Raw genomic sequence first — 24,971 nt, forward strand, 5'->3', positions numbered from 1 at the left:
AAATTTAATAAATTTTTCCAATAAATAAAATCAAATCAAAATGGTGAAATAATGAAAGTACTTGTTGCAGATGCAATTAATGAAAAAGGTATTGAAAATTTGAAGGAGGCTGCAGAAGTCGTTGTAGATACTACAATTACTCCTGAAGAATTAGCAAATACAATTCATGAATATGAAGGTATTATCGTAAGAAGTAGGACAAAACTTACTAAAGAAGTTATTGACAAAGCAGACAATCTTAAAATAATCGCAAGAGCAGGTGTTGGAGTAGACAATATTGATTTAAATGCCGCTACTGAAAAAGGTATTATGGTAGTTAACTCTCCAGAATCAACTTCAATTACTGTAGCAGAACACACTATGGGATTATTACTCAGTCTTGCCCGTAAATCAGCAATTGCAGATAAATCTGTAAAAGAAGGCAAATGGGAAAAGAAAAAATTTATGGGTGTTGAACTTAGAAACAAAACCCTCGGTGTAATCGGAATGGGTAGAATCGGTTCACAGGTTGTAAACAGATGTAAAGCATTTGAAATGGATGCTGTAGCATACGATCCATACTTGCCTGAAGAAGTAGCTGCTCAAATGGGTGTGGAATTAACTGATTTGGAAACTGTCCTTAAAAAAGCTGATTTCATTACAATTCACGTACCTCTTACTCCAGAAACAAAACATTTAATCTCTACAAAAGAGTTCGAAATAATGAAAAACACAGCATTTATTGCAAACTGTGCACGTGGTGGAATCATAGATGAAGATGCATTATATGAAGCATTGTCCAATGATAAAATTGGAGGAGCGGCTTTAGATGTATATGAAGAAGAACCTCCAGCTAAAGACTGCAAATTATTCGAACTTGACAATATTGTATTAACTCCACATATTGCAGCTTCAACTAAAGAAGCACAAAGAGATGCTGCAATCATTGTAGCTGATGAAATTATCGATTTAATCAACGGAGGAACACCTCAAAATGTATTAAACCTCCCACGTATCGACAGAAACACCTATCAGGAAGTAACTCCTTACTTAGAATTATGTGAAAAATTAGGTAGTTTCATCTCACAAGCAGTAAACGGAAAAATTAAAGAAATTGAAGTTATTTACTCCGGAGAATTATCCAAAATCGACAATCTTGAAATGTTAACCAGAACTGTACTTCAGGGAGCAGTAAATCCATTTTTAAGCTCACCAGTTACTGCAGTAAATGCTTCCATTGTAGCTAAAAACAGAGGAATCATTGTAACTGAAGGCAAAACTGAAAATTCAAAAGGATATGATTCCTTAATTAAAGTAACTGCAAAAAGTGAAGATGATGAATTCTCTGCAGAAGGAACTACCTTACACGACCCTAAAATCTTAAAAGTAAATGACTACTGGGTAGATGTAAAACCTGAAGGCCACATGTTCATAGCTAAATATGAAGATGTGCCTGGAAGCATCGGTAAAATTGGCACAGCATTAGGTGAATACGGAATAAACATCGGAATCATGCAAGTGGGAAGAGATGAAAAAGGCGGAAGAGCTATTATGATCTTAACTCTTGATAAAGAAATTCCAAAAGAAGTAATAAAAGGAATCCAAGACTTAGACAATGTCTATGATGCTATTGGATTAGAATTATAATAAAAAACAATTATTTCACCATATTGTTTTTTATTTTTTTATTCTTTAAATTATCACTTAAAAAACACCATAATAAAAATCATCCTGAAAAATCCCCCCCAACTTTCTCAATTAAAGAGTGCTCTACATTAAAGTTGTTAAATGTAATCTTCGGGACTGTTCATATTATTATTTTCTATCAAACATCAAAATTAATAGTTTTATCTAATACTCCAATACACATTTATATTAAATTACATGTCTTTTTTATTTTAATAATCCCTAAAATTCTCTTCAATGTAATGATCATAGTCTATTTCAATCCAATTATACATATCCCAATGTCCTGTAGCTTCACAATATTCCCGAGTAACTCTATCTAAAGCTTTACCTTCATCTGTTTCACCAGGATTCATAAAAGTATTCCCCCTACCAAATGCCATCCACATTTCCCTATGTGTTTTTTCCAATTCACGATAATAATATCTAACCATTTCATTATCATCAAATTTCAATGCACTAAAATCATAAGGATTAGATAAATGCTCAGTATCATTTATTATCTCTTCTGCATGCTCTAAAAAATAATCAACATTTAATCCTCCAACAGGACGCATATCTGAATAATCATCAATTTCAGGAGTACTATTTTCATCAATAAATTCTGAATATTCCGGATTATCTTTAACCCATTGTCTGAAGTCTTCAAAATCTTCATCTATTGAAATATGTCTTTTTGAATAGATTTCATCCATTGTTTTTTCATATAATCCTTTTTCTTTCAAAAAATCATACCAATTAGACAAATTTATAGCCATCCTCACAATAGATGGAAGGTATCCTGGGTATTTTTCTAATTCTGAGGATTTATCTTTTATTCTATCATAATACCATTGCATATTTAATCTTCTCGTTTTTTAGTCATTAATAATACTGTTGCAGTTCTTTTATTAATAGTTGTTTCATTTATTAATTTAAACAATTCTATTAACTATTTTCTTGTTTAATTTTTCCATTAAATAAATAATTAAACTTGGTCTTCTTTTTAAATCTACCCAAATAATTCATAATATAATTCAAATTAGACATTAAATTGTCTTCTACTTTTTTAATCAAGTATTTCATGTTTTTTAATAAAAATACAATTAAAAGTCACCCCCATTTAGAAATTGCAAAAAAACATTGTATTATAATGGATTTTTTCAGTGATGCTTCAATAGTTTTCAAACAATGTTTTTAAAGAATGAATAATATGTGTTTAAATAGTATGGGTAAGAGAATATATAATAAATATTTTTAAATGTGTTTTTCAGTTAAAAATATGCTTAATTTGAAATAAAACAAGTGATAAAATGAACAATGAAAAAATTTCTTCATTTGAAATAAAAAAACATAATAAGTTTTCGTGGAGTTATGTTTATACTATTGATGGCAGAAAATATGATATTCATGGTGGCTCCACATATAATTTAAGAAAAAAAGTATTAGCTAGAGATTTACCATGGGATGATGAAAATTATCCTGAAGAGGAACTTACTAAAACACAGTATGATTCCATGAAAGCAACAATTGAAAATAGCTACACTCCATATAATGAAGCGACAAAAGATTATGAAGACAGCCAAACTAGACGTGAGTGGAACCCTAGTTCCAAAAAATGGGATAGGTATCGGGATAAATCCTATTAAGTATGTTTTCAATGAAAGACACGCTTAAAATTCAATATTGTCCTAGAATTAAGATTTTAAAAATATAGCATTTTACCAAAAAGATTATACCTAATATGCACATGGAGAAATTTAATAATAAAATTGAAATATATTTAGAACTTTCTGAAATTGCAGAAATGCTGAAGGAGTGGAAAAAATATACAATTAAAACATCCCGTAAACTTTTACAAACACAAAAAAAATAGAAAAACATAAGTTGGAAGCTATGGATTTTTAAAATTAATAACCCCAACTTAAAACATATCCATGACTATCACATACTCTTTTATATCCATCATCATAATATATTCTATGATTCCCATCAGGCAAATTAACACGATACAATTCATGTTTATTGGGATCCCATCCATCTGGCATCACATCAGATTCATGAGCAGTAAACTGTTCTTTACCCCCTTGCATTGTAGTAGGTCTTTGATAATTATCATCCGATTTTGATACTCCATTATTTTGAGAATTATCTGAAGAATTAGAATTTACATTATCCGTCTGATTTAATGAAACTACCTTATTTATAATAGATATATTTTGTACAATATTCGATGAATCATAATTATCATCTCCTAAAAATACACATTTCGCCACATAATTTCCAGAATTTGCATTTATACCAAAACTAGATACACCATTTTTATCAGTAGTAATATTCAAGTTATTAACATTTCCACCATCATCTACCAATTTTATACAAACAGTTTTATTAGCTATTCCTTTTCCATTATTATCCGCCAGTTTGACTGTAAAATTATCCCCATTATTCAATGTAGAATTAGATGTTATAACCAAATCTGTTTCTTGTTTAAATACTGATAAATTACTTCCGAAACAAATAAAAACCAAAATAATCATTAAAATAATAGCTACAGTCGACAAGATAATTACTTTTTTATCTACCATATTTCAACCTCCGATATGTACATCATATCTTATCTAAATCATGTTTTAAAGAATTTAAAACTAATTCCAATACTATCAAAAGCATTATTAATTAAATTTTAATTGCATCTTTCCTTAAAAAAACATATATTATTTTTATTTTCTTTTTATAGTATTTAAACACATTTAATCATTCTTTTAAAAAGTATTATTAAAAAGCTATAAAAACATTACGAAAAAAACAAAGTTACCCCATTGTTTATCAATTAAATAAAATTCCACATAATCCAAATAGGAATTAAACTCATAAATTACAATATTTTTTCAATTTCTGAAACAAATATGGCTATTTTTATAGAACAATACATTTAAAATCCAATATTGTCCTAGAATTAAGATTTTAAAAATAAATAAAAAATTAGAGAATTATTCATCTTTTGGAAGCTTATAAATACATTTAATATTTCCGTTTTCATCTAATTCAATTTGAATATTATCCCCATCACAAAGAGGAGGCAATTCTATATTGGAAATTATTGTAGGATTACTGTTTTGAGTTTTCATCTCGTATTCCCTGTAATCCTGATCTATATCTTCGTCTTCCAAGTCAAAATCATCTTCATCATCAAAAAATCCCGGTTTTAACTCTTCACCATCTTTTAAAACATCGTCTTCATCAAAAAATTCGCTAATGTCTCCGTCAATTTCATCAGCATATTCCCCTACAGTATAATCCATAGGTTCTCCATACTTGTCATATGCCATAAATGTTTCCAAGCTATAGGGCAAACAGACAATCATGTGAAATAAACCATTTTTAGAAAATGTTTTTAAATCTGCACCGGAAGGATGTGCACTTGGTCCTGGATGGGAATGAACTGATCCCCAGTATTTTAAAGTAGGCGGCAGCATCTCAGTATGGACAACAGCTCCAACATCACAGGTTTCACCAGGTAAAAAAATCAGACTAGTAATATAAAGTATTTTATCTTTGATTTTACCGTCAAAAAAAGCTAAAAATTCATTAGGATACGCTTTTTTAGCATAATAAATTACAGATTCAAGGACTTCCCTATCAACTCTAACTTCCTTGAATTCATCACTATCTGTATTAAATAATTTTGAAATAAAACCCATAATATCACAATTAAATTATATTTATATCCTTAAAAAAGTTTTCGCTGAAAATTGGAATTTCAAAATCCTCAAATAAAAAGCTACGGTAAGATACCTGATTTTTATTTTCCTTTTTATTGTAACCTACGATTTCTTTATTTTGTTTATAAATAGCTATTCCTCTTTTTTTCCAATTATCAACATCATTCAGATTAATTCCTTCATTAAATAAAAGTTCATGAATATCTGAAGACTTCAATCCTTTTATTTTTTCATTAGCTGTTTTATCACCATATTTTGATTTTAAAATATGAATTCCATAAGCATTTATGCAGTTTCTCCAGGCCTCGTCCTGTCTCCATTTAAAATATTTAGGAATATCCTTACCATTTATCGGAATAATTCTGCTGTCAAATGCAACAGGCTTGGCAATTTCCTTATTTAAATTGTATGTAAATGAACTGGCTGCAAAACTGGCTATTACAGAATTTATTTTTTCAATTCTGCCATTAAATGGAATATTATCTAAAAGAACACTTATTTCATCTGAAAATGTGTAAATAAATGCTGGAGCAAACTCATTAAATAAATCTTTAGAAACTTTAACCATCAATTCTGCAAAATCTTCATCATATGGTTTTTTAAGGTTTAAATTTTTAGCTAATGAGTGAAAACTTCTACCGTCCAGTCTTAAGATAATTCTTGAGTTTACAGGAACTTTCAAATCCCTGTAAACTTCATATTCCTTCATTGCCTACAATCCTACAGTAATGGATTCATTGAAACTTTTAAGTAATTTAATTGCGGAAAGTGCAGCCAGCATACTGGTTTTCGGATTTGCACTGCATGGGAAATTTTTAGTAGTTGTTTTAAACTCTCCAAAATCTCCTTTTGCAGTAATTTCATGGACATTTCTGTCTACATTCGGATCTACAATAATTTTTACATTAATGTCCTGATTACAGGCCAAACTTATAGTTGCAGCTACGTTAATATTAAGTGGAAACTCTTTTACTGCTTCTGATGCCTTACCTTCAAATAAAACTTCCTCTTCATCAATATCTTTACCTAAAGATTTAGGAGATTTACGAGTAACCAGGTTAACTTCTTCCAAATTAAAATCAGCTACAGCTTTAATACCGTCCAGTCCTACAACTGCTCCTGAAGGAAGGTGTATTCTTGTACCTTTCTTTTTACAAATATCATTTACTTTACTGTAGAATTCCTTATCCATAAATGCACCAATACTCATAATAATCATATCTATACCATGAGACAATACATTTGGAGCATGTTCTTTAACAGAATCCGGAGAAGCACATTCCAAAACCAAATCCACTTTGTCCAACATGTCATTTAAATCTAAAACAGCTACACCATTAGCAAAAGATGCCAAGTTTTCCGCTCTTTCAACATCATTATCATAAAAATATTCAATATCTATATTATTATCTTCCGGAACAATAGTACTAGCTATAATATTAGCAATAGCACCACAGCCTATAATTCCCACTTTCATAAAATCACAACAAAAAAAATAATTTAATTAAAAATACAAGAATAAATAAAAAAAATAAATAAAAAAAGATGAAAAATTAACCTTAGAATTTTTCAAATTCTGTTTGTGCTTTAGGCTCACTTTGTTTTGGAATTTGAGATTGTTGATTAGGAGAAATAGCCTCAGACACTGGTGGTTCATGTCTTACTTTTTTCATATCTCTTGGATTAATCAACATTATATCGCCAATAGCTTGAACTTTATCAAAATCAATAGTTAATAAATCATTTTTAAAAGATCTTACATCATGTTCTTCTTCTGGAGCAACCTGAAAACTTCTTTTCATAAGGTCTCTGAAACCTACCTGTTTTTTTTCAGGTTCAATAGCCCTTACTTGCAATTTAGAAATTGTACCTAATCTAATATTAAGAATTACATCAGCCACTCTTCCGACATAGTGTCCTGTTACTGTATAAATATCTAATTCTTTTAAACTTGAAACTTCCACCATTTGATACACCACAATATGTAATCTAATTCGTGTTATACTTAAAGTAAATTAATAACTTTAACTTATTTTAAATTTATTTACTTGTTAATATAAATAGTTTATGATGTAACAAATTTTTAAGCAAAATAAGGCCTAAAACAAGGAAAAATATAAGAATATATTAAAATAAATATTTTAAAGAGAATACAAAGGAGACTATAAATTGTGGGACACAAGTAAAGATTATAGAATTTTAGTAGCAAACCATGCAAGAGAACAATATTTGAATATTATCCAAACTGCATCATTTAGAGGAAACTGGAATAAAAAATTAGCTATTGAAACAGCAAAAAACATGAACAGTGATTTCCAATCATTAAGTTACTCTTATCTTGAAGGAGATGATTTGGTTAACTCTCCAGATGTTGCAGCAATAATTGAAAAAGGAGAAAAAATTGTTGAATGTTTAGGTGGAGACGGATGGAACAAATCTTTTATAAGCAATGCTCCTAAAGAAGATAAGGAAAAAACAATTGAAAATGTAGCTAAAGTAAGATTCTTTATAGACTCTGTTTTAGGCCTTAAAGACCGTTTAGCCCTAGGTCCCATCAATGATCCAATTATTGGAATCGATATAAAAGTTGGAGAAATAATGAGTGTTACAAAACATCCAAATGCAGATTCCTTAATGATATGTAATGTTAATCTAGGAAAAAGGGCCATAACTGTAGTTACAAATGATTTAAATGTAAAAGAAGGAAACAGTGTTGGCGTGTCATTACTTCCGCCACAGTCATTTATGGAAACAACCAGTGAAGGAATGTTTCTTGGAATGGACGGAAATATCTTAAAAGAAGTTGAAGGAAATCTCGGAGAAATGCCAAAAGGAATTCCTATGGATTCCCTTAATGAAACACGTAATCTGGTAGAAGCCTTTCTAAAATAGGCTACCTTAAATTTAATCCTATTAATTTTTCCTTAGTCATTTCTTCTACTGCATATTTTACTCCTTCTTTTCCTGTTCCACTATTTTTAAATCCTCCGAAAGGCATGTTATCAGTTCTGAATGTAGACTGTTTATTTACAAAAACTGTACCTGCCTCAATTTCATTTGCACACCTTAAACCATCCCTAAAGTTTTCAGTAAATACTCCTGCCTGAAGACCATATTCTGTATCATTAGCTACTTTAATAGCTTCATCAACTGATTTTACTTTAATTATTGGCGCAACAGGGCCGAAGGTTTCATTTACAACAACATCCATATCTGGAGTAACATTATCCAATACAGTAGCTTCATAAAATGCACCGTCTCTTTTTCCGCCAGTCAGTATTTTGGCACCTGCTTTAACTGCATTATTGACTGTTTCTTCAACCATACGGGCAGCATCTTCATCAATAAGTGTTCCCAATACTGTGTTTTTATCCATAGGATTGCCCATTTTGATTTTTTTAGTTTCACTAACTAACTTTTGTGTAAATTCATCAGCTACTGATTCATCAACAATAATCCTTTTAACACCCATACACACCTGTCCTGCATTTAAATAAGCACCGTTCATTACTCCTTTAACTGCCTTATCAATATCTGCATCTTTTAGAACAAGAAGAGGATCATTACCTCCCAGTTCCAAAGTAACTTTTTTCATTCCTGCTCTTGAAGCTATAAGCAGCCCGGTAGCTACACTTCCAGTAAATGAAATTTTATCTACTTTAGGAGAAGTTACTAATGCATCACCTACTTCAGAACCATATCCGGTTACAGTATTAATAACACCATCTGGAAACTCTTCATTTACAAGTTCAGCAAATTTCATAACTGTTAATGGTGCATTTAATGGAGGTTTGATGATTACAGTATTTTTACATGCAATAGCAGGAGCTATTTTATGAATTGATAAATTTAGCGGATAATTAAATGGAGTTATTGCTGCTACAACACCTAATGGAACCCTCTGAGTAAATGCAAAAAAACCTTTGCCGTTTATTCCACCATCCAATGGAACTGTTTCACCATAAATTCTTTTAGCTTCTTCTGCTGAAAGTCTTAATGTTTCAATTGAACGGTTAACTTCAACAACAGACTCATTAATAGGTTTACCTACTTCTTTTGTAAGCAATTCAGCTAATTCATCCTTATTATCTTTTAATTTTTCATAAACTGCATATAATTTATTTGAAACTTTAAATGCAGACATTTCTTCAATAGAATCTTTAGCATTAACTGCAGCATCAATAGCTAAATCCACATTGTTTAAATGAGAAACAGGAACCGTATCAATAACTTCCCCAGTATATGGATTTTTAACTTCTGCCAAATCATCAGCTGAAACATGTTTACCATTTATTAACATATCCATTTTATCACCTTACTTAATTATATTAAAAAAACATATATTTAAAGTAATTAATTAAACAATATTGATATTATGGAAACTGCAAGATTTGAAACATTCGCTGATGCAGTAATTGCAATAGCTATGACTGTACTTGTTCTAAAACTGCCCCAACCAGAAAGTGCAACAATTGGAGCTTTTTGGACCTTGAAAACATATTATATTGCTTATTTCATCAGTTTTTTAACGTTGTTCAATATATGGTACAGCAACCACAATTTATTCCAAATTGTAGAAAATATTGACAATACTGCAGTAATACTAAATGGAATCCTAATTTTTGAAATAACTCTAATTCCATATTTTACATTATGGTTAACACAGGACGCATATTCAATAGCTAGTGAAACCACCTTCGGATTACTATTCATTGCAATAAATATCACATATAATATGGCAGTTAAAGCTGTTCATAAAAGTGATCCCTACAATGATAAACTAATAAAAGCAGATTATGACAACTTATATGCATTAATTCCATTAGCTGTGATTTTAATTGGTTTCGGGTTAAGTTACAGTGTTTTTATTCCTGGAATCTACATCAGCTGTTTAATTGCAGTTATAATGTGGATAGTCATAGCCAGAATACATAGAAAAGGTGTTGAAAATGGAAAGTGGAAGATTTGAAGCATTAATTGATGCAATTCTTGCAATAATAATAACAATCATTGTTCTGGAAATTCCAATACCTGCAGACGGTAGCTGGCAGGCTTTAGGAAAACTGCATTTAGAATTTATTGTTTATTTAATCAGTTTTATAGTCTGTTTTAACTACTGGAATTATCATAACAATCTATTCAGCATTGTAAACCACATTGATCATAAAGTTATCTGGTCAAGCGGAATTTCAATATTTATATTGTCTTTGCTACCCTATTTAACAAGTTTTGTAGCTAATAACTTCCATTCATTCTTTGCTCAGTCAATATATGGGCTGGATTTCATACTGGTTAATTTAATTTATATTTATACTTCAGAAAGTTTAAAAAATGCAGATAAAGGAAATATTGCTCTGCAGGTAGCTCTAGATAAGAACTATGAATTTACAGCAACAATAGCTACAATCATAATTGGATATGTAATTGGTTATTTCTTCTATCCACCAGCAATAATTGCTTCCTGTTTAGTTGCAATAATTATTATCTGGTCTATACCACATATAATTAAGTAAAATATTCTGATAGGGAGTCTAACTTACCATTAAAGTTAGAAACTTCTTCACCTTTAATTTCACCAGACAAACCTGTGATATAATTCCTGTAAAACATTAAAGTCAGTAAAACAATTACAATAATTCCGCCAACCAATAAAATAAATTCTGCTGAAGTCTGACCTTTATTATCAACCATATTATCACCTAACCTAAAAACATAGCTCCTGCAAAATTGGAAATCAGATAAAATATCCCATAAGAAAGCAGAGCTAAAGGTATGGAAAACTTAATTCCTTTTTTAACATTGCCATACATGATTATACTTACTATCAAACCAACCAAAACTGAATGAATTACTAAATAGATTTGCCCTGCAAAAGGAGCTACTGAAATCAGCTGTGTTTGTTTTCCAAAACTTTGCATAAACTGGGAATAAACACTAACCATCCCCAATGCAAAAGGACTGGCTATTACTGCCGAAATTATTAAAAACATAACTGCCATCATAACCGAAGATTTCCTTTCACGTTTTAAAGCCAGCATATCCCTCAAATTATTTGAAACATCAAAAATAACATTAGCAATACTTGACCCGCTTTTACGGCTTCCCAATATTATTGCAAAAATTCTCTCAAGTTCTTTTGACTTTAATCTTTGAGCCATAGCCATCCATGCGTCATCAAAGTTTCTTCCAACTTTTATTTCTGCAATTGCACGTCTTGTTTCATCATACAAAGGCCCTTCACCATATTTAGAGAGATCATCCATTGCATTTTCAAAACTTAAACCAACTTTCAACATAGCTGAAAGCTGTCTTAAAAAGTCCGGAGCTGATTTTTCAATTTCTGCTGCCCGTTTTTCCTGTTTTATAAAAACATAAGTAGCAAAAAGAGGAACAGTTAAAAACGGTAAAAACAAATACAAATCAGATATTTTAAGAAATACAATGAATATTCCAATTACAACATCTGCAAACAAAATAAAAAATATTAAAACAGCTAAAAATTTAGATGCAACTATCTCAATGTCCCCACTTAGTAAAAATTCCTGAACTTTGGACAATTGCTTTTTAGAAAGGTTATTTTCTAAAAATAAAGATAATGAATGAATAATTTTAGATTTCATAAATTAAACTACAACTTTGAAGTATATAAAATCTTAGTTGTAACTTAAATCAATTTTTGAAAGTTTATTCAATAATTAAAGGTAAATCACCAATTATTTTTCCTTTATTTTTTTCAACAGCTACTGTATCTTCAAGCCTGACGCCAAAATTATCCTCCAGATAAATACCAGGTTCAACTGTGATAACCATTCCTTTTTCAATTACTGTTTTGTCTTTAGCTGAAAATGTCGGTATTTCATGAATATCCAAACCTACACTATGGCCTGTTGAGTGAATGTAATTGTCACCATAACCATATTCACTTATAATATCACGAGCTACTTTATCAATTTCACAGCATTTAAGACCTGGTTTAATTGCTTTTATAGCTTTGTCATGAGCTTCAGCTACAATATCACAAATTTCATTTTGCTTTTCTGTGTAAACCATAGTTCTGGTGTTGTCTGAACAGTACCCATGATATTTTGCCCCCCAATCAATCAATATTGGCTGTTCTAACTGTTTATCCTGAGGTGTTGCATGAGGAAGACTTGAATTTGAACCGCTTGTTACAATAGTATCAAAAGAATTGCCTTCAGCACCGTATTTTCTCATTAAATTATCCAAATCCAAAGCAACAATATTTTCAGGATTTGTATTATTTAAAATATCCAAATCAACAAATGCCTTTTGAGCAATTTGTGTCGCTTTTTGAATTTTGGATATTTCATCAGATGTTTTAATTTGTCTTTGAGTATCAATGAATGTTTCAGATTTTATATTGAAAGAATCTTTGAATTTTTCATATGTACTGTAAACCAAACTTGGTTCAATAGCCAGATTGGAAATTCCTTCCTTTTTAAGTTCATCAACCATATCTGAAAATGAAGTAAATTGTTTAACCTCAATTGCTGATGTTTTATTAGCTATTTCCATATCCATTTTTGATGCATAAATAATTGGATCTTCTTTTATAACACAAAAAGCGAAACTAGTAGGTTTGTAATTTGAAATATATTGAACATTAGTAAACTGTGCAAGTAAATAACCATGATAATCCTTTTTTTCCATGTCCTTTAAAATATTGTTAATATGAAATTCATTCATTTCCATTTTTTTACACCTTCTATTAGATAATCATTATATTTTTCTAGTTTTAATATCTTTCAAAATATTAAACAACAGTTATATATATATATAATTTTTATTTTAAAATTATTAAATAGCATTTAATCTACACAGGATAAAAATACTTAATGAAAAAGAAGACTGTTTTTATTTCAAATGCTTCAGTTAATAAGATTAGCAAAACTGCAGCAATATTTGACTTGAGCAGGCAATAACTAATAATAACAAATGACAGGTCCAGTTTTACAGAAGTTCCTTTACCCTAGGTGATTCTATGTTAAAATTATTTAATTTATTTAATATTGATGAGAAATATTTTGCAGATAAAAAAACCGTGAAAAAAAGATTTATAAAATTATTCGGAGGATTTTTATTAATAGCAATTCTAATATCACCATTTACATGGATTGGATTTTTATTTTTCTTGTTATTATTATTTGCATTAGGAGGAATATTCTTAATAGAATATTATAGTGATGAATTAGATGAAAAATATCACTTATACAATTTTAACAATTTTAGAGGATATTCTTATCAAATATTTGCGTTTACTATTTTAGGATTTTCAACCACATCTTTATCTGTGCTTATGATGTGTTTGTGTGCTGAAGTAAATATTATAAAATCCATTTTAATAGCAATAATATTTGCACTGCCATTTTTAGGAATCGGCCTTAAATTTAAAACATTTAACGATTCCAGCCTAGAAGAAAATGGAGAAATTGTTTATGATGCAGGCTACGAACCTAACTACTATTGGCCAGTACTGACTATCTGCTGCTATTTAGGATACACACAATGCCTCTACGAAACATCCATAATAAACATGGCAGGATTACTAATATCCACAACAGCATGTTTCATATGGCTAACATTCCCTGACAAAATCAACAAATGTCTGCCATTTGAAAACAGAAGCAAAAAAGGAGAAATACTATATTTAGCAATAGCATTAATCATATTCTTCATATTACTTTACCAATTTACTACAATCCCATTTACAGAACTTACAGGAATTACTAATTAAAAAAAATAACTAGTAATCAACAAATCATGTTAAAAATATGAAAATGTTCAAAATAATAACAATCAAATAACAACTATTTATTATAACTCGTTGAAAATTTAGATAAAAATTATATATTTTTATTTAAAATTATTATATATAGTACTTTATTTTTTATCAATATTACAAAGTACTTTTATTAAAATACAATGAGGTGAAAATAATGAATAAAAATATATTAATTTTAAGTTTTATCATGTTTTTTATTTTCATTTCTGGTGTTTCAGGCAGTGAAATTAATGAAACCATCCACACAGAAAACGAAAATAATTACAACATAACTTATAATTATGAAAATGAAATCAAACTTAATAATAATGCAGATTACAATTTAAACCAAGACTTTCAAAAAGTTACAAATAAATTCATCATGTCCACAAATAACACAAATTTAATTTTTAAAGATATTTCAAATCAAAAGAATTTTATCAATGAAGATGAATGTTTTGACATAATTTTAAACAAAAATTTAAAAAATAATAGTAATTATGGACTATATTACGGCACAGATATACTAACAAACAAATCATATTTAATTGTTAATGAGATTCAAAGTAACATCAATCAAGAAAATAGTGTTCTAACTGGACACAATACTGCTTTTTTTTATAAAAATGGAAAATATTCAGTTTATTTAAAAGACACATATGGTAATCCTTTAAATAATGAAAGAATTATTTTTAACATAAATGGTGTAGGTTATAATCGTGTGACAGACAACAATGGTTATGCTTATATGAATATTAATTTACGACCTGGAAATTATACAATTACGACACTATTTGCAGGAAGCAACCAATATAAATCATCCACAATAATAAATAGTATATACATCATTTCAACTATCTACAGTAATAATCTTATTAAATCATACAAAAATGATTCACAATTTACTGCAATGGTATTTGATGGAAATGGTAATCGTTTAAAAAATTCTGTTGTCACATTCAATATTAATGGAGTATTTTACAATAAAACTACTGATAAAACGGGTGTTGCACAGCTAAATATTAATCTTGATCCAGGAAAATATATAATTACCATCACAAATAACAATGACAAACTCTCAGAGTCATATAACCTTACAGTATTAAAACAAAATATTATAATAAAATATGATAACTTTGTTATCAATCGAAAAGGAGAATACTTCATAACAAAAGTAACTGACCCCTCAGGAAAACCATTAACTAATTTTAATATAAATATTATTGCAAATGGCGTTTCATATACCAAAACAAGTGACACCCAAGGTATTGCAAAATTAAAAATTAGTTTTGAAACTGGAAATTATAATATTTACTGCACATTCCCTGGAACATACCAATACAACAGTTTTAACGGACTCAATAAAATTATAACAATGCTCCCCACATCTACAAAACTAAATGTAAACTTAAATACAAACAATACAATTTTTAGAGACAAAGGATACTCATTTAATGCTGTTTTAAAAGACAACAATGGTTTACCAATGTCTGGAAAAACAATAATATTCAAAATAAACGGCATTTCTTACTCTAAAACAACTGATGAAAATGGAATTGCAAAACAAAACATAAATTTAAACCCTGGACAATACTCAATATCAACAACATATGCTGATTCAACATATTACAATTCAATTACAAAAAATAACATTATTAAAATGAACTTAACACCTAATATGGTTTATTCAGTAGATATTCCAATGTATTTTAATGTAAGTGGACTTGATTTTGTTTATCCCAATTATTCATTTAATTATGTTTCTAAAGCTGGAACAAATGGAATAATAAAAGTATATGAAACCCGTTCATTTGCCATTAAAACTACTGGAGAAGTATTTGGTTTTAAATATGGGGCAAATAGTGATGTTTTATACAATAACAGTTATACTCAATTATCAAATGGAGATAATTATTTTATTTCAAAAGAAGGTCAAAAAACTAAAGTTAATAACAATTACATCCCATCTAGCCAAGGAATATTGCTAAAAACTGAAAAAGATTTCGTTAGATTTTATTACTATGATACAATTAATGAAAACAATATAAACGAATTTAGTGCTATTTATTCAACAATCATTAATTCCAATTTTGATATTCAAAAAATAGATTTTGTTAAAAATTTTAATTCATGGGGAAATATTTTATACTCTAACTCTATTTTCAATGATGATATTGGTCTTAGACTACAACTCAGCCAAGGGAAAACCATATGGAATGGAGCAAATATAGCACATATCACATATAAACAATTTTTAAATAATAACTTATCAAAATTAAAATATACCAATACAAATACAACATTAAAATATACTTATGACTATTCCTTAATTAATAAAAATCCAGATTTTGAATATATGAACACAATTTTCAAAATTAATAACGAGTTAATTGAAAAAACTGAAAAAATAAATACTGGAGTGTTAATTGATGCTCAAGCAGGATTCAACACAATACAAACATACACCATAACAGATAGAAAAACATCAAATGATGATATAAAATACTGGTTAAATAAAAATTACTCCCATGGACCTGAAAAAGCAACATATGGAACATTTTTAAATGGATTAATGACAATATATATGAGTGATAATCTAGCAAACGAAAAAGATGACTTTTACAACTTAACTTGGACACGAAACAAAAACACAGTGGTAATGTCTGGCATAATGAATGGAGGAATGAGTTATATCCATATTCCTAATCCAAGTATGAATATGATATTATCAAGTAACAATAATAAAAATATGAAAAATTTCAGATTTGAATGTTCAATAATGTTAAGCGACATAGAAAGCATGATTCTGAAACTAGCAGACAACATAACTATTTTTGGATCATTATCTTCCTTAATCAATCATATTTGTAATGAAGAATGGTTCAGGACTGAAAAAATAAATGATTCATTGCATTTAAAGTTTCTAAATTTTTCAGAAAAATTAATAATTAATCAAACAACAGGAATTGTTTCTACAACTATTGAAAATGAAGGGTTTTTATATAAAGGCGCATTATCAACAACATATTCTTATTGTTTCTGTGATGAATTAACAGACAACTTACTTAATAATACATATTCATTACTGTCATACATAACTGAACATACAATAACTGAAGTTACAAATCGATACAATGACTTTAAATCATTTTTTGGATTATCTGACAAACAATGTGGAGAACTTGCAGAAATAGGTGGTGGACTTTGTATTTCCATTTCAAAAATTGCTGCAGGTATAGCCATACCTTGCATACTTGCCCCTCCTTTATGGCCTCTGGCAACTGTTCCAACAGTTATCGCAGTGAGTTTTGGTCTAATGGGTCTTGGTTTAAACTGTCTATCAACAGATACTCTCCGACATCCAACATGGGGTAATTTTAATAAAGCAGTGCAAAAAACTACTGCCAATTATTTATTTGAAATTGCAGAAGTTCCAGTTTATTAAGAAGGGTGTTAATATGAATAAATTTAATAAAATGTTAGATGACAATATGTTTTTTAGAAAATCATTTCTTAAAAAAGCAGCATTTTGGATGTATGCATTATTTTTTATGGCAATGCTCTTAATTTTTAAATGGCATTGGTTAACCGCATACTTCATGATAATATATATTTCATTAACCATTGGTCCAGTGTTATTTTTCTATTATCAAAGAGAAATTTACAAAAAACATGATTGGAAACAGTATATAACATTCTATCCAATAGAACGCTTTATGACTTTATGTTTTACTCCATCAACATTAGGAGTATTTTTAATTGCATATTTATGTTGTTTCAATAAAATAAATGCATTTGTTTTAGCAATTATCTTTGTTTTACCTATGCTGGGAATCGGCTTAAGACCAAATTGTTTCAATGACAAAAGCAGAAATAACAACTCATTAGGTTATAGGCCATTTATCTATCTTGGATTAAGTATGTTACTATGTTATATTGGTTTTCCACAAGTAATTTTCGAACACAATGTTATTAATCAAACAATATTATGTGCAATAACCTGTTTGGGATTTTTAGCTTTAATTTTCCCAGATAAAGGAAGTAATTTATTAAGATTTAATAATAAAACCGAAAAAGGATTCTTATTATATATTATACTAATATTTATTGTATTTTTCATTGTGTTCCATTTTACAAATTCAGGATTTTACTTAAAAATTTATTTAAACACATGGTGAATTAATATGAACAAAAATTTTAAAAATTACATTACAATAGGAGTACCATTTGTAATTTTTGTAGTGCATAGCTTTTTAAACACTTATCTATGGATTATTTTTTCAATAATTGGATTAATAATAACTTATGCTTATTACAAGCAATCAAAAGAAAACAAATACTTAAAATATGCTATGAGATTATATATGCTAAATTTTGTTTTTATAATCCTCAGATTACTAATCAGGTATTTAATGACTTAAAATAACGATAGAGGAATAAATAATGGCAAACATATTTAATTTATTCAAATTAGATCCCAATAGAAAGTATTTTCCAAAAAAAGAAGATATTAAAAAAAGAGCAATCAAAAGTTATGGAATAATCCTATTTTTAGCAATAGCTACATCTAGTATCACATGGTTAGGATTTTTCTGTTTTCTTTTTTTTGTATTTGGAACATGTGGAGTATGGATTGTGGAGTATTATGGTGACGAATTAGATGAAAAATATGGATTGTACAACTTCACTAATTTCAGAGGATTTTCTCTCCAAATTTTCTCATTCATGCTTCTAGGAGCATCAACCACATCTTTATCTGTGCTTATGATGTGTTTGTGTGCTGGAGTAAATATTATAAAATCAATTTTATTAGCAATAATATTTGCACTGCCTTTTTTAGGAATAGGGCTTAAATTTAAAACATTTAATGATTCCAGTTTAGAAGAAAATGGAGAAATTGTTTATGATGCAGGCTACGAACCTAACTACTATTGGCCAGTACTGACTATCTGCTGCTATTTAGGATACACACAATGCCTCTACGAAACATCCATAATAAACATGGCAGGATTACTAATATCCACAACAGCATGTTTCATATGGCTAACATTCCCTGACAAAATCAACAAATATCTGCCATTTGAAAACAGAAGCAAAAAAGGAGAAGCAATATATTTAGCAATAGCATTAATCATATTCTTCATATTACTCCACCAATTTACTACAATCCCATTTACAGAACTTACAGGAATTACTAATTAAAAAAGGAGAATTAAAAAATGAATGCAAAACAAACAATAGCCATTATTATTCCAATAGCTATTTTCATTATTAAAAAATATATCAGTCTTTATATAACTATTCCAGTTTTAATAGCCGGATGTATCATAACATATTATTTATACGCAAAATCTGATGAAGATAAATACTTAAGAGGTGCTCTTTCACTGTACGGGTTAAATTTCTTCTTTATCATACTTGGTATTGTGCTATATTATATACTATAAAAAGCAATTTACTGAAAAAATTTTTATATATAAAATTAGATATGTAAAAACCATGTTTAAATTTACAAGCAATGAAGTGAGGGACTTAATAATTTCATTTTTCGTTATCTCACTTTCTTTTTCAATATTGTATACAGGTAGAGATTTCTCTGCAATGTACTTTATATTACCTATTGTAATGGTAGGTGTAGGTTTAGGATTTATTCTTCATGAACTTGGACATAAATTCAGTGCAATGCATTTTGGTTACTGGTCTGAATATCAGCTCTGGCCAGTTGGTTTGATTATTGCTTTAGCCAGTTCCTTTTGCGGAATTGTATTTGCAGCTCCAGGAGCAGTTTATACTTATGCAAATTTCTTAGATGACAGAACCAATGGTATAATATCTATAGCTGGACCTGTAGTTAATATAGTACTTGCTATTATATTCCTATTAATAGCTGCTGCAGTTTATCCAATGGCATTTTTCAGTCAAACAATGCAAATCATATTCCTTGTCTGTTCACTTGGATTTACTATTAACAGCTATTTAGCTACATTTAACTTGATTCCTATTTGGAATTTAGACGGCAGTAAAGTACTTAGATGGAATGGATTAATCTGGATTGTTACAATTGCTATTTCAGGAATTATGACTTATCTTTCTATGACAGTAGGTGTTGAAGGCATAATAAAGATTTTAATAGGATAATGGACAATGGAAAATCAAGAAATAACATTTTTTAAAGGGACACACAGGGTAATACCTCCTTCAAAAACAATCAAAAACAATGAAAGCAAAACAAAAATAGCTGGAATAACTCGTATAACTGAAATAACCCATTTGGACAGAATTGGAATTCCTGTTTTTTCAGCTATCAGACCTACTGCTCAGGATGGTGGAATAAGCATATATGGAGGTAAAGGAATTACCCCCGACCATGCTAAAGCTTCAGCTATGATGGAGGGTTTTGAGAGATACTCTGCTGAAAAGCAGGAAAGTGATGAAACTTTTATTGCAACTTTAAATGAAATAGACGGAAATTATATTGATCCTATTTCTCTAAATTTACCGAAAGATTTCAGCAAAGATTTACTTGACACAATGAATTTGGAATGGAGCATGTCAAGAGATCTGATTTCTGGAGAAGATTACTATATTCCATCTAATGCTATATACCACCCTTATGTTCCTGAAAATAATGTTCAGGGTTTATTTAAAGGAAATACCAATGGATTAGCTTCCGGAAATATTTTAGAAGAAGCTATTTTACACGGGATTTTCGAAGTTATTGAAAGAGATGCATGGAGTATTTTTGAACTTACCCATAAAAATTCAAAACAAATCGACCTTGAAAGTATTGACAGTGACAGTATTAATCAAATTCTTAATAAATACAAAGAAAATGGAATTAACATTAAGCTAATGGATTTAACTGCAGATGTGGGCGTTCCTACAATAGCTTCATCTGCAGACGATACTGTTTTAAAAGATGCTGGATTATTGTCTTTAGGTATTGGAACTCATCTCAATCCCGAAATAGCTGTTTTACGTGCCCTTACTGAAGTAGCACAAAGCAGAGCAACACAAATTCAGGGTGCTCGTGAAGATACTGTAAGAGCTGATTTTGCACGTAAAGCTGGTTATGAGCGTATGAAAAGAATCAACAGCTATTATTTTGAAGACGAAGAAAACAAAATATCTTTTAGTGATATTGAAGATAAAAGCACCAATTCCATAAATCAGGACATTGAAATTGTTAAAGATGAATTAATGAAAAATGGGCTGGACAAAATATTGTATAGTGATTTAACACGCCCTGAACTTGGAGTAAGTGTGGTCCGCATTGTAATTCCGACAATGGAGCTTTATTCCATAGACAACACCCGTGCCGGAGACCGCTGCTTAAAATTTTAGATTTATATGGTTAAAATAATAATTTATACCGGATTATCACTTTCCTTTGATGAAGCAAAAGAAATATTGGATAGCCACGACGATGTTGAAGTTATCTATAAAAGACCAATCAAACGTGGAGATATCGGACTGGCCATCAATGAACATCCGGACATTATTGGAATAATTGATGGTGTTTTTCATCAGAATTCTGCAGTTGCACATAGGGAAATCCTAAAAGCAATTGATGAAGGAATAACTGTTGTTGGAGCATCCAGTATGGGGGCTTTAAGAGCTTCCGAACTGGATACTTTAGGTATGAAAGGAATCGGTTATGTTTATGAACAGTATGCAACAGGTAAAGTAACTTCTGATGATGATGTTGCAGTTATGCTTGACAGTGAAACTTTAGAGCAATTATCCGAACCTTTAATTAATATGGAATATACATTTACAAAAGCAGTAAAAGAAAATATTATTACTGAAGATGAAAAGGACGAATTGCTTTCTATTGCCAAGTCCACATTCTATCCAAAAAGGAATTATGCACAAACATTAAATAGTTCAAAATTAGATGATGATACAAAGGATCAATTAGTTACCTTTATTCGTTTTTGCGAGGATATTAAAAAAGAGGATGCAAAATCTTTAATAAGGTATATAACACATGTGATAGAATGAATCTGGATGAAAAAGTTGAAAAAGTAAAAAACACACTTAAAAATCGTAAAGTTGCAATAGCTTTTTCCGGAGGTGCAGACAGTACATTACTTGCATATCTTGCATCTGAAGTTAGTGATGACCCAATAGCTATAACTATTGATAATCACATATTTCCTACAGGTTTTATCAAACACTGTAAAAAAACAGCTAAAGAATTTGGAATCAGACATCAGATTATTGATTTGAATTTCTACGAACATGAAAATTTACTGGCCAATAAATCAGACAGATGTTTTGTATGCAGAGATTTAATGTATGGGAATATTAAAAAGTATGCTGAAAAAAACGGTTATGAATCTGTTTTAGACGGAAATAATATAAGCGATCTGGTTTTGGACAGGCCAGGAATACTAATTACATATAAAAACAATATTGAAAGTCCTTTTATTCATGCCAAATTAACTTCTAAAGAGATTCATGAATACTTAAACAGACACAGTATTCCATTTTCAAGATCAACTACCTGTCTTGGAACCCGACTGCCTACCAACACCAGAATGACCAGAGAAAATATTAAACAGATCAGTGACAGTGAAGATTACATCTATAAAAAAACAGAGTGTGAAATCGTCAAAGTTCGAAATAATAATGGGCTTGCCCTATGTGAAGTTGACAATTTAAATAAAATATCAAATGAAAATACATTAAAAGAAATAAACGCTAAATTAAAATCAATAGGTTTTAAAAAAGTAGCTTTAAATTTATCAAAAATTGATGATGATGAAAGCATTACTGTTGACTATTCGGAAGGTAGTTTCGAATACCAGCTTCCATATACAATAAATATTGAAAATACAAAAAATCAGCTAAAAGATAAAGTAATTTCAAGCGATTCTAAAAAAATAGCTGTCAAAAATCAGATAATCTATGAAAACGGATTAATTAAAGGTAATAACTTCCAGTCAGAAGAAGAATGTTTAAATAAGTTTATGGAATTATTGCCAGATATAAGAAGAAATGTATAAAACTTATTTGTTTTTCATTTCTTCATATTTTTTTAAAACAATATCAGGCGTTTCTATATTTTTATCAAAACTTTCAGCGAATGTGTAAGTTTTTTCTTCAGGATTATCAGTGTTTCTAAAGCCCTGAAGAACTAATTGTTTTCCGTCAATTTTAAAGCCAACACCATCAGCTTCAACTTCAATTAAATTAATCTCTATTTCAGATGCATCTTCAAGTTTTGCATCTGCTTTAACTTCATATTTTAAATTTAAGTTTTTATGAGGCATTAGCTCATTAATAGTTCTTTTTATAACAGATTCAAAAAGTTCTAAAAATTTTACAACAGGCGGGAAATCATTAGCCCAATAATAAGCAAGTACTGAATTTAAGACAATTTCATGTTCAATATAATCATCTTTAAGTCTTGCTCTAACACCAACAGAATTCCCATCTACAATTTTTATTACTAAAACTGGATTAAGAGCCATATACACCACACTTAATCCACTAAAGCTTTAATTAAATCACTAGCTCTTACAAGACCAATTAAATCTCCTTCTACACCAATAACTGGAATTTGTTCAATATTTAATGTTTTCATTTTTTTAGCACAATCAGATGCTTTAGTTTTGGAATTAACTACTTCCACTTTATGTGTACCGACATCTTCAACAAGTTTGTCAGTGAATTTTAAACAATTTTTTTCAATATATAAAACAGAAGTACTGTCCCAAGACCATTTATCTCCTTCAGTTCCCACTGTAGAGCTGTGTTCACTACGTTCTGAAATAATTTCTGATTCTTCAATAAAATCAGTTTCAGTTAAAATACCTACCAATTTAGCAGAATCATTTAAAGCTAAAACAGATTTAAGACCAAATTGTTTCATGGTTTCAAATGCAACATTTAATGGAGTTTTATACCAGGTTGTTGGAACTGTAGTAATCATAAAATTCTCAACAGGATCGTCACTTTCAAGTTTAATTAATGCATTAGCTACTAAATCAAATGAAGTGATAATACCTACCAAATTACCATTATCATCAACAACAGGAACTCTTCTAACATTATTATCAATCATTTTTTTAGCTACATCCGCAACATCATCATCAGGACTTGCAGTAACTAAATCAGTACTCATTAAAATAGCTATTTGTTCTTCATCAGGATTAACAATTAAGTCTGAACGAGTTATTAAGCCTACTAATTGTTTAGTGTCACCTTTAACAACAGGAAGAACCGCTTTATCTTCTTTCCTCATTAAGTCTAAAACTTTCTCACGGTTTCCAGGAACTGAAACACTAACAACATTTTTAGACATGGCTCTTTTTACTAACATGATTAAACACCTTAAAATAGTTTATTAAAAATATAAAAAAGGAAATGTTGAAAAATTAGTGGATAACCAATACTGCACATTTAGCAGCATTAACTACTTTTTCAGCAACACTACCCATTATAAATCTGTCAAATCCGGATTTACCAGAACTACCAATAACAATTAAATCAATGTCCTCTTCTTTAGCTACTTCCAAGATAGTTTTAGCTGGTGAACCTTCCTTAATAATTCCATGGAATGTTATGCCAGAAGTTTCATCCATTTCTTCAAATTCTTTTATATTATCTTCAGAACGTTGCCTAAGTAATTGGTTTAATTGATATACTTCATCATCTAATGGAAGCCCATTAACAAAATTATTTTCAGTAACACTAAGTGCATAAATATCAGCACCAGTAGTTTTAGCTAAAAATAATGCATGTTTTTCAGCTTTTTGAGCAAATTCTGACCCATCAGTTGGGACTAATATTTTTTTGTACATGTTTCCATC

Annotated in this window: 27 protein-coding genes; 14 read left to right on the forward strand and 13 right to left on the reverse strand. The window is 29.4% G+C overall.

The features are described 5' to 3' along the window. Positions 1 to 51 precede the first annotated feature (51 nt). On the forward strand, positions 52 to 1,626 hold the full coding sequence (gene serA, locus K4897_RS02815; RefSeq protein ID WP_019266338.1) for a phosphoglycerate dehydrogenase: 1,575 nt from the start codon (positions 52 to 54) through the stop codon (positions 1,624 to 1,626). 251 nt (positions 1,627 to 1,877) lie between these two features. On the opposite strand, the gene K4897_RS02820 is transcribed toward serA, so the two are convergent. Next, positions 1,878 to 2,504 carry a desulfoferrodoxin gene (locus K4897_RS02820; protein WP_019264338.1) on the reverse strand — a complete coding sequence of 209 codons (627 nt, stop codon included), beginning with the start codon at positions 2,502 to 2,504 and terminating at the stop codon, positions 1,878 to 1,880. 453 nt (positions 2,505 to 2,957) lie between these two features. On the opposite strand from K4897_RS02820, the gene K4897_RS02825 reads away from it, so the two are divergent. Next, positions 2,958 to 3,293, forward strand: a complete 336-nt coding sequence (locus K4897_RS02825; RefSeq protein ID WP_019264339.1) for a hypothetical protein — start codon at positions 2,958 to 2,960, stop codon at positions 3,291 to 3,293. Positions 3,294 to 3,554: 261 nt separating this feature from the next. Here K4897_RS02825 and K4897_RS02830 read toward each other — a convergent pair whose 3' ends face one another. From K4897_RS02830 to K4897_RS02850, 5 genes are all read right to left on the reverse strand, one after another. Next, the gene (locus K4897_RS02830; protein WP_250416560.1) at positions 3,555 to 4,232 is read right to left on the reverse strand and encodes an Ig-like domain-containing protein; all 678 of its coding nucleotides are present in this window, start codon (positions 4,230 to 4,232) and stop codon (positions 3,555 to 3,557) included. Positions 4,233 to 4,637: 405 nt separating this feature from the next. Further along, positions 4,638 to 5,348, reverse strand: coding sequence for a Mov34/MPN/PAD-1 family protein (locus tag K4897_RS02835; RefSeq protein ID WP_250416563.1), 711 nt, complete (start codon positions 5,346 to 5,348; stop codon positions 4,638 to 4,640). Positions 5,349 to 5,358: 10 nt separating this feature from the next. Beyond that, a complete protein-coding gene (locus K4897_RS02840) occupies positions 5,359 to 6,078 on the reverse strand; it encodes a tRNA(His) guanylyltransferase Thg1 family protein (protein WP_250416564.1) in 720 nt (239 codons plus the stop codon). Positions 6,079 to 6,081: 3 nt separating this feature from the next. Next, positions 6,082 to 6,846, reverse strand: coding sequence for an aspartate dehydrogenase (locus tag K4897_RS02845; RefSeq protein WP_011953905.1), 765 nt, complete (start codon positions 6,844 to 6,846; stop codon positions 6,082 to 6,084). A gap of 82 nt (positions 6,847 to 6,928) precedes the next feature. Next, positions 6,929 to 7,336, reverse strand: a complete 408-nt coding sequence (locus K4897_RS02850) for a PRC-barrel domain-containing protein (protein WP_011953906.1) — start codon at positions 7,334 to 7,336, stop codon at positions 6,929 to 6,931. A gap of 202 nt (positions 7,337 to 7,538) precedes the next feature. On the opposite strand from K4897_RS02850, the gene K4897_RS02855 reads away from it, so the two are divergent. Continuing rightward, positions 7,539 to 8,261, forward strand: a complete 723-nt coding sequence (locus K4897_RS02855; protein WP_011953907.1) for a tRNA-binding protein — start codon at positions 7,539 to 7,541, stop codon at positions 8,259 to 8,261. A gap of 1 nt (position 8,262) precedes the next feature. Here the strand turns inward: K4897_RS02855 and K4897_RS02860 are convergent, their stop codons facing one another. After that, on the reverse strand, positions 8,263 to 9,675 hold the full coding sequence (locus tag K4897_RS02860) for a lactaldehyde dehydrogenase (protein ID WP_019266344.1): 1,413 nt from the start codon (positions 9,673 to 9,675) through the stop codon (positions 8,263 to 8,265). Positions 9,676 to 9,744: 69 nt separating this feature from the next. Between K4897_RS02860 and K4897_RS02865 the strand changes: the two genes are divergently transcribed. Further along, positions 9,745 to 10,338: a TMEM175 family protein gene (locus tag K4897_RS02865; RefSeq protein ID WP_019264347.1), complete on the forward strand. Its 594-nt coding sequence runs from the start codon at positions 9,745 to 9,747 to the stop codon at positions 10,336 to 10,338. Continuing rightward, positions 10,319 to 10,882 (forward strand): TMEM175 family protein, encoded by a 564-nt coding sequence (locus K4897_RS02870; RefSeq protein WP_019264348.1) that lies wholly within the window; start codon positions 10,319 to 10,321, stop codon positions 10,880 to 10,882. The genes K4897_RS02865 and K4897_RS02870 overlap by 20 nt, the downstream gene beginning before the upstream one ends. On the opposite strand, the gene K4897_RS02875 is transcribed toward K4897_RS02870, so the two are convergent. The 3 genes from K4897_RS02875 to K4897_RS02885 all read right to left on the reverse strand — a co-directional run bounded on the left by K4897_RS02875 (position 10,875) and on the right by K4897_RS02885 (position 13,082). Beyond that, positions 10,875 to 11,060 carry a class III signal peptide-containing protein gene (locus K4897_RS02875; protein WP_019266346.1) on the reverse strand — a complete coding sequence of 62 codons (186 nt, stop codon included), beginning with the start codon at positions 11,058 to 11,060 and terminating at the stop codon, positions 10,875 to 10,877. The genes K4897_RS02870 and K4897_RS02875 overlap by 8 nt on opposite strands. Positions 11,061 to 11,068: 8 nt before the next feature. After that, positions 11,069 to 11,989, reverse strand: coding sequence for a type II secretion system F family protein (locus K4897_RS02880; protein ID WP_250416567.1), 921 nt, complete (start codon positions 11,987 to 11,989; stop codon positions 11,069 to 11,071). Between the two features lie 64 nt (positions 11,990 to 12,053). Then, positions 12,054 to 13,082, reverse strand: a complete 1,029-nt coding sequence (locus tag K4897_RS02885; protein WP_019266348.1) for an aminopeptidase P family protein — start codon at positions 13,080 to 13,082, stop codon at positions 12,054 to 12,056. A gap of 289 nt (positions 13,083 to 13,371) precedes the next feature. Here K4897_RS02885 and K4897_RS02890 point away from each other — a divergent pair, with 289 nt between their 5' ends. From K4897_RS02890 to larE, 9 genes are all read left to right on the forward strand, one after another. Next, on the forward strand, positions 13,372 to 14,124 hold the full coding sequence (locus tag K4897_RS02890) for a hypothetical protein (RefSeq protein ID WP_250416572.1): 753 nt from the start codon (positions 13,372 to 13,374) through the stop codon (positions 14,122 to 14,124). A 202-nt stretch (positions 14,125 to 14,326) separates the two neighbouring features. Continuing rightward, complete coding sequence (locus K4897_RS02895) at positions 14,327 to 17,596, forward strand: hypothetical protein (RefSeq protein ID WP_250416574.1); 3,270 nt, start codon at positions 14,327 to 14,329, stop codon at positions 17,594 to 17,596. Between the two features lie 13 nt (positions 17,597 to 17,609). Beyond that, positions 17,610 to 18,329 carry a hypothetical protein gene (locus K4897_RS02900; protein WP_011953913.1) on the forward strand — a complete coding sequence of 240 codons (720 nt, stop codon included), beginning with the start codon at positions 17,610 to 17,612 and terminating at the stop codon, positions 18,327 to 18,329. A 265-nt stretch (positions 18,330 to 18,594) separates the two neighbouring features. After that, on the forward strand, positions 18,595 to 19,353 hold the full coding sequence (locus K4897_RS02905; RefSeq protein ID WP_250416577.1) for a hypothetical protein: 759 nt from the start codon (positions 18,595 to 18,597) through the stop codon (positions 19,351 to 19,353). A 17-nt stretch (positions 19,354 to 19,370) separates the two neighbouring features. Further along, positions 19,371 to 19,598: a hypothetical protein gene (locus K4897_RS02910; protein WP_011953916.1), complete on the forward strand. Its 228-nt coding sequence runs from the start codon at positions 19,371 to 19,373 to the stop codon at positions 19,596 to 19,598. A gap of 52 nt (positions 19,599 to 19,650) precedes the next feature. After that, the gene (locus tag K4897_RS02915; RefSeq protein ID WP_019266350.1) at positions 19,651 to 20,289 is read left to right on the forward strand and encodes a site-2 protease family protein; all 639 of its coding nucleotides are present in this window, start codon (positions 19,651 to 19,653) and stop codon (positions 20,287 to 20,289) included. 6 nt (positions 20,290 to 20,295) lie between these two features. Further along, the gene (locus K4897_RS02920) at positions 20,296 to 21,495 is read left to right on the forward strand and encodes a YcaO-related McrA-glycine thioamidation protein (protein WP_250416582.1); all 1,200 of its coding nucleotides are present in this window, start codon (positions 20,296 to 20,298) and stop codon (positions 21,493 to 21,495) included. Positions 21,496 to 21,501: 6 nt separating this feature from the next. Further along, the gene (locus K4897_RS02925) at positions 21,502 to 22,155 is read left to right on the forward strand and encodes a TfuA-related McrA-glycine thioamidation protein (RefSeq protein ID WP_250416585.1); all 654 of its coding nucleotides are present in this window, start codon (positions 21,502 to 21,504) and stop codon (positions 22,153 to 22,155) included. After that, positions 22,152 to 23,162 (forward strand): ATP-dependent sacrificial sulfur transferase LarE, encoded by a 1,011-nt coding sequence (larE, locus tag K4897_RS02930; protein ID WP_250416587.1) that lies wholly within the window; start codon positions 22,152 to 22,154, stop codon positions 23,160 to 23,162. Before K4897_RS02925 ends, larE begins: the two co-directional genes overlap by 4 nt. A 3-nt stretch (positions 23,163 to 23,165) precedes the next feature. Here the strand turns inward: larE and K4897_RS02935 are convergent, their stop codons facing one another. From K4897_RS02935 to K4897_RS02945, 3 genes are read right to left on the reverse strand one after another with little or no spacing between them, the layout of a single operon-like run. After that, positions 23,166 to 23,630, reverse strand: a complete 465-nt coding sequence (locus K4897_RS02935; RefSeq protein ID WP_250416590.1) for a hypothetical protein — start codon at positions 23,628 to 23,630, stop codon at positions 23,166 to 23,168. 11 nt (positions 23,631 to 23,641) lie between these two features. Further along, positions 23,642 to 24,481 (reverse strand): CBS domain-containing protein, encoded by an 840-nt coding sequence (locus K4897_RS02940; RefSeq protein ID WP_250416594.1) that lies wholly within the window; start codon positions 24,479 to 24,481, stop codon positions 23,642 to 23,644. 55 nt (positions 24,482 to 24,536) lie between these two features. Next, the gene (locus tag K4897_RS02945; RefSeq protein WP_250416595.1) at positions 24,537 to 24,962 is read right to left on the reverse strand and encodes a universal stress protein; all 426 of its coding nucleotides are present in this window, start codon (positions 24,960 to 24,962) and stop codon (positions 24,537 to 24,539) included. Positions 24,963 to 24,971: the final 9 nt, after the last annotated feature.

Source organism: Methanobrevibacter sp. TLL-48-HuF1 (assembly GCF_023617305.1).
GTDB lineage: Archaea > Methanobacteriota > Methanobacteria > Methanobacteriales > Methanobacteriaceae > Methanocatella > Methanocatella intestini.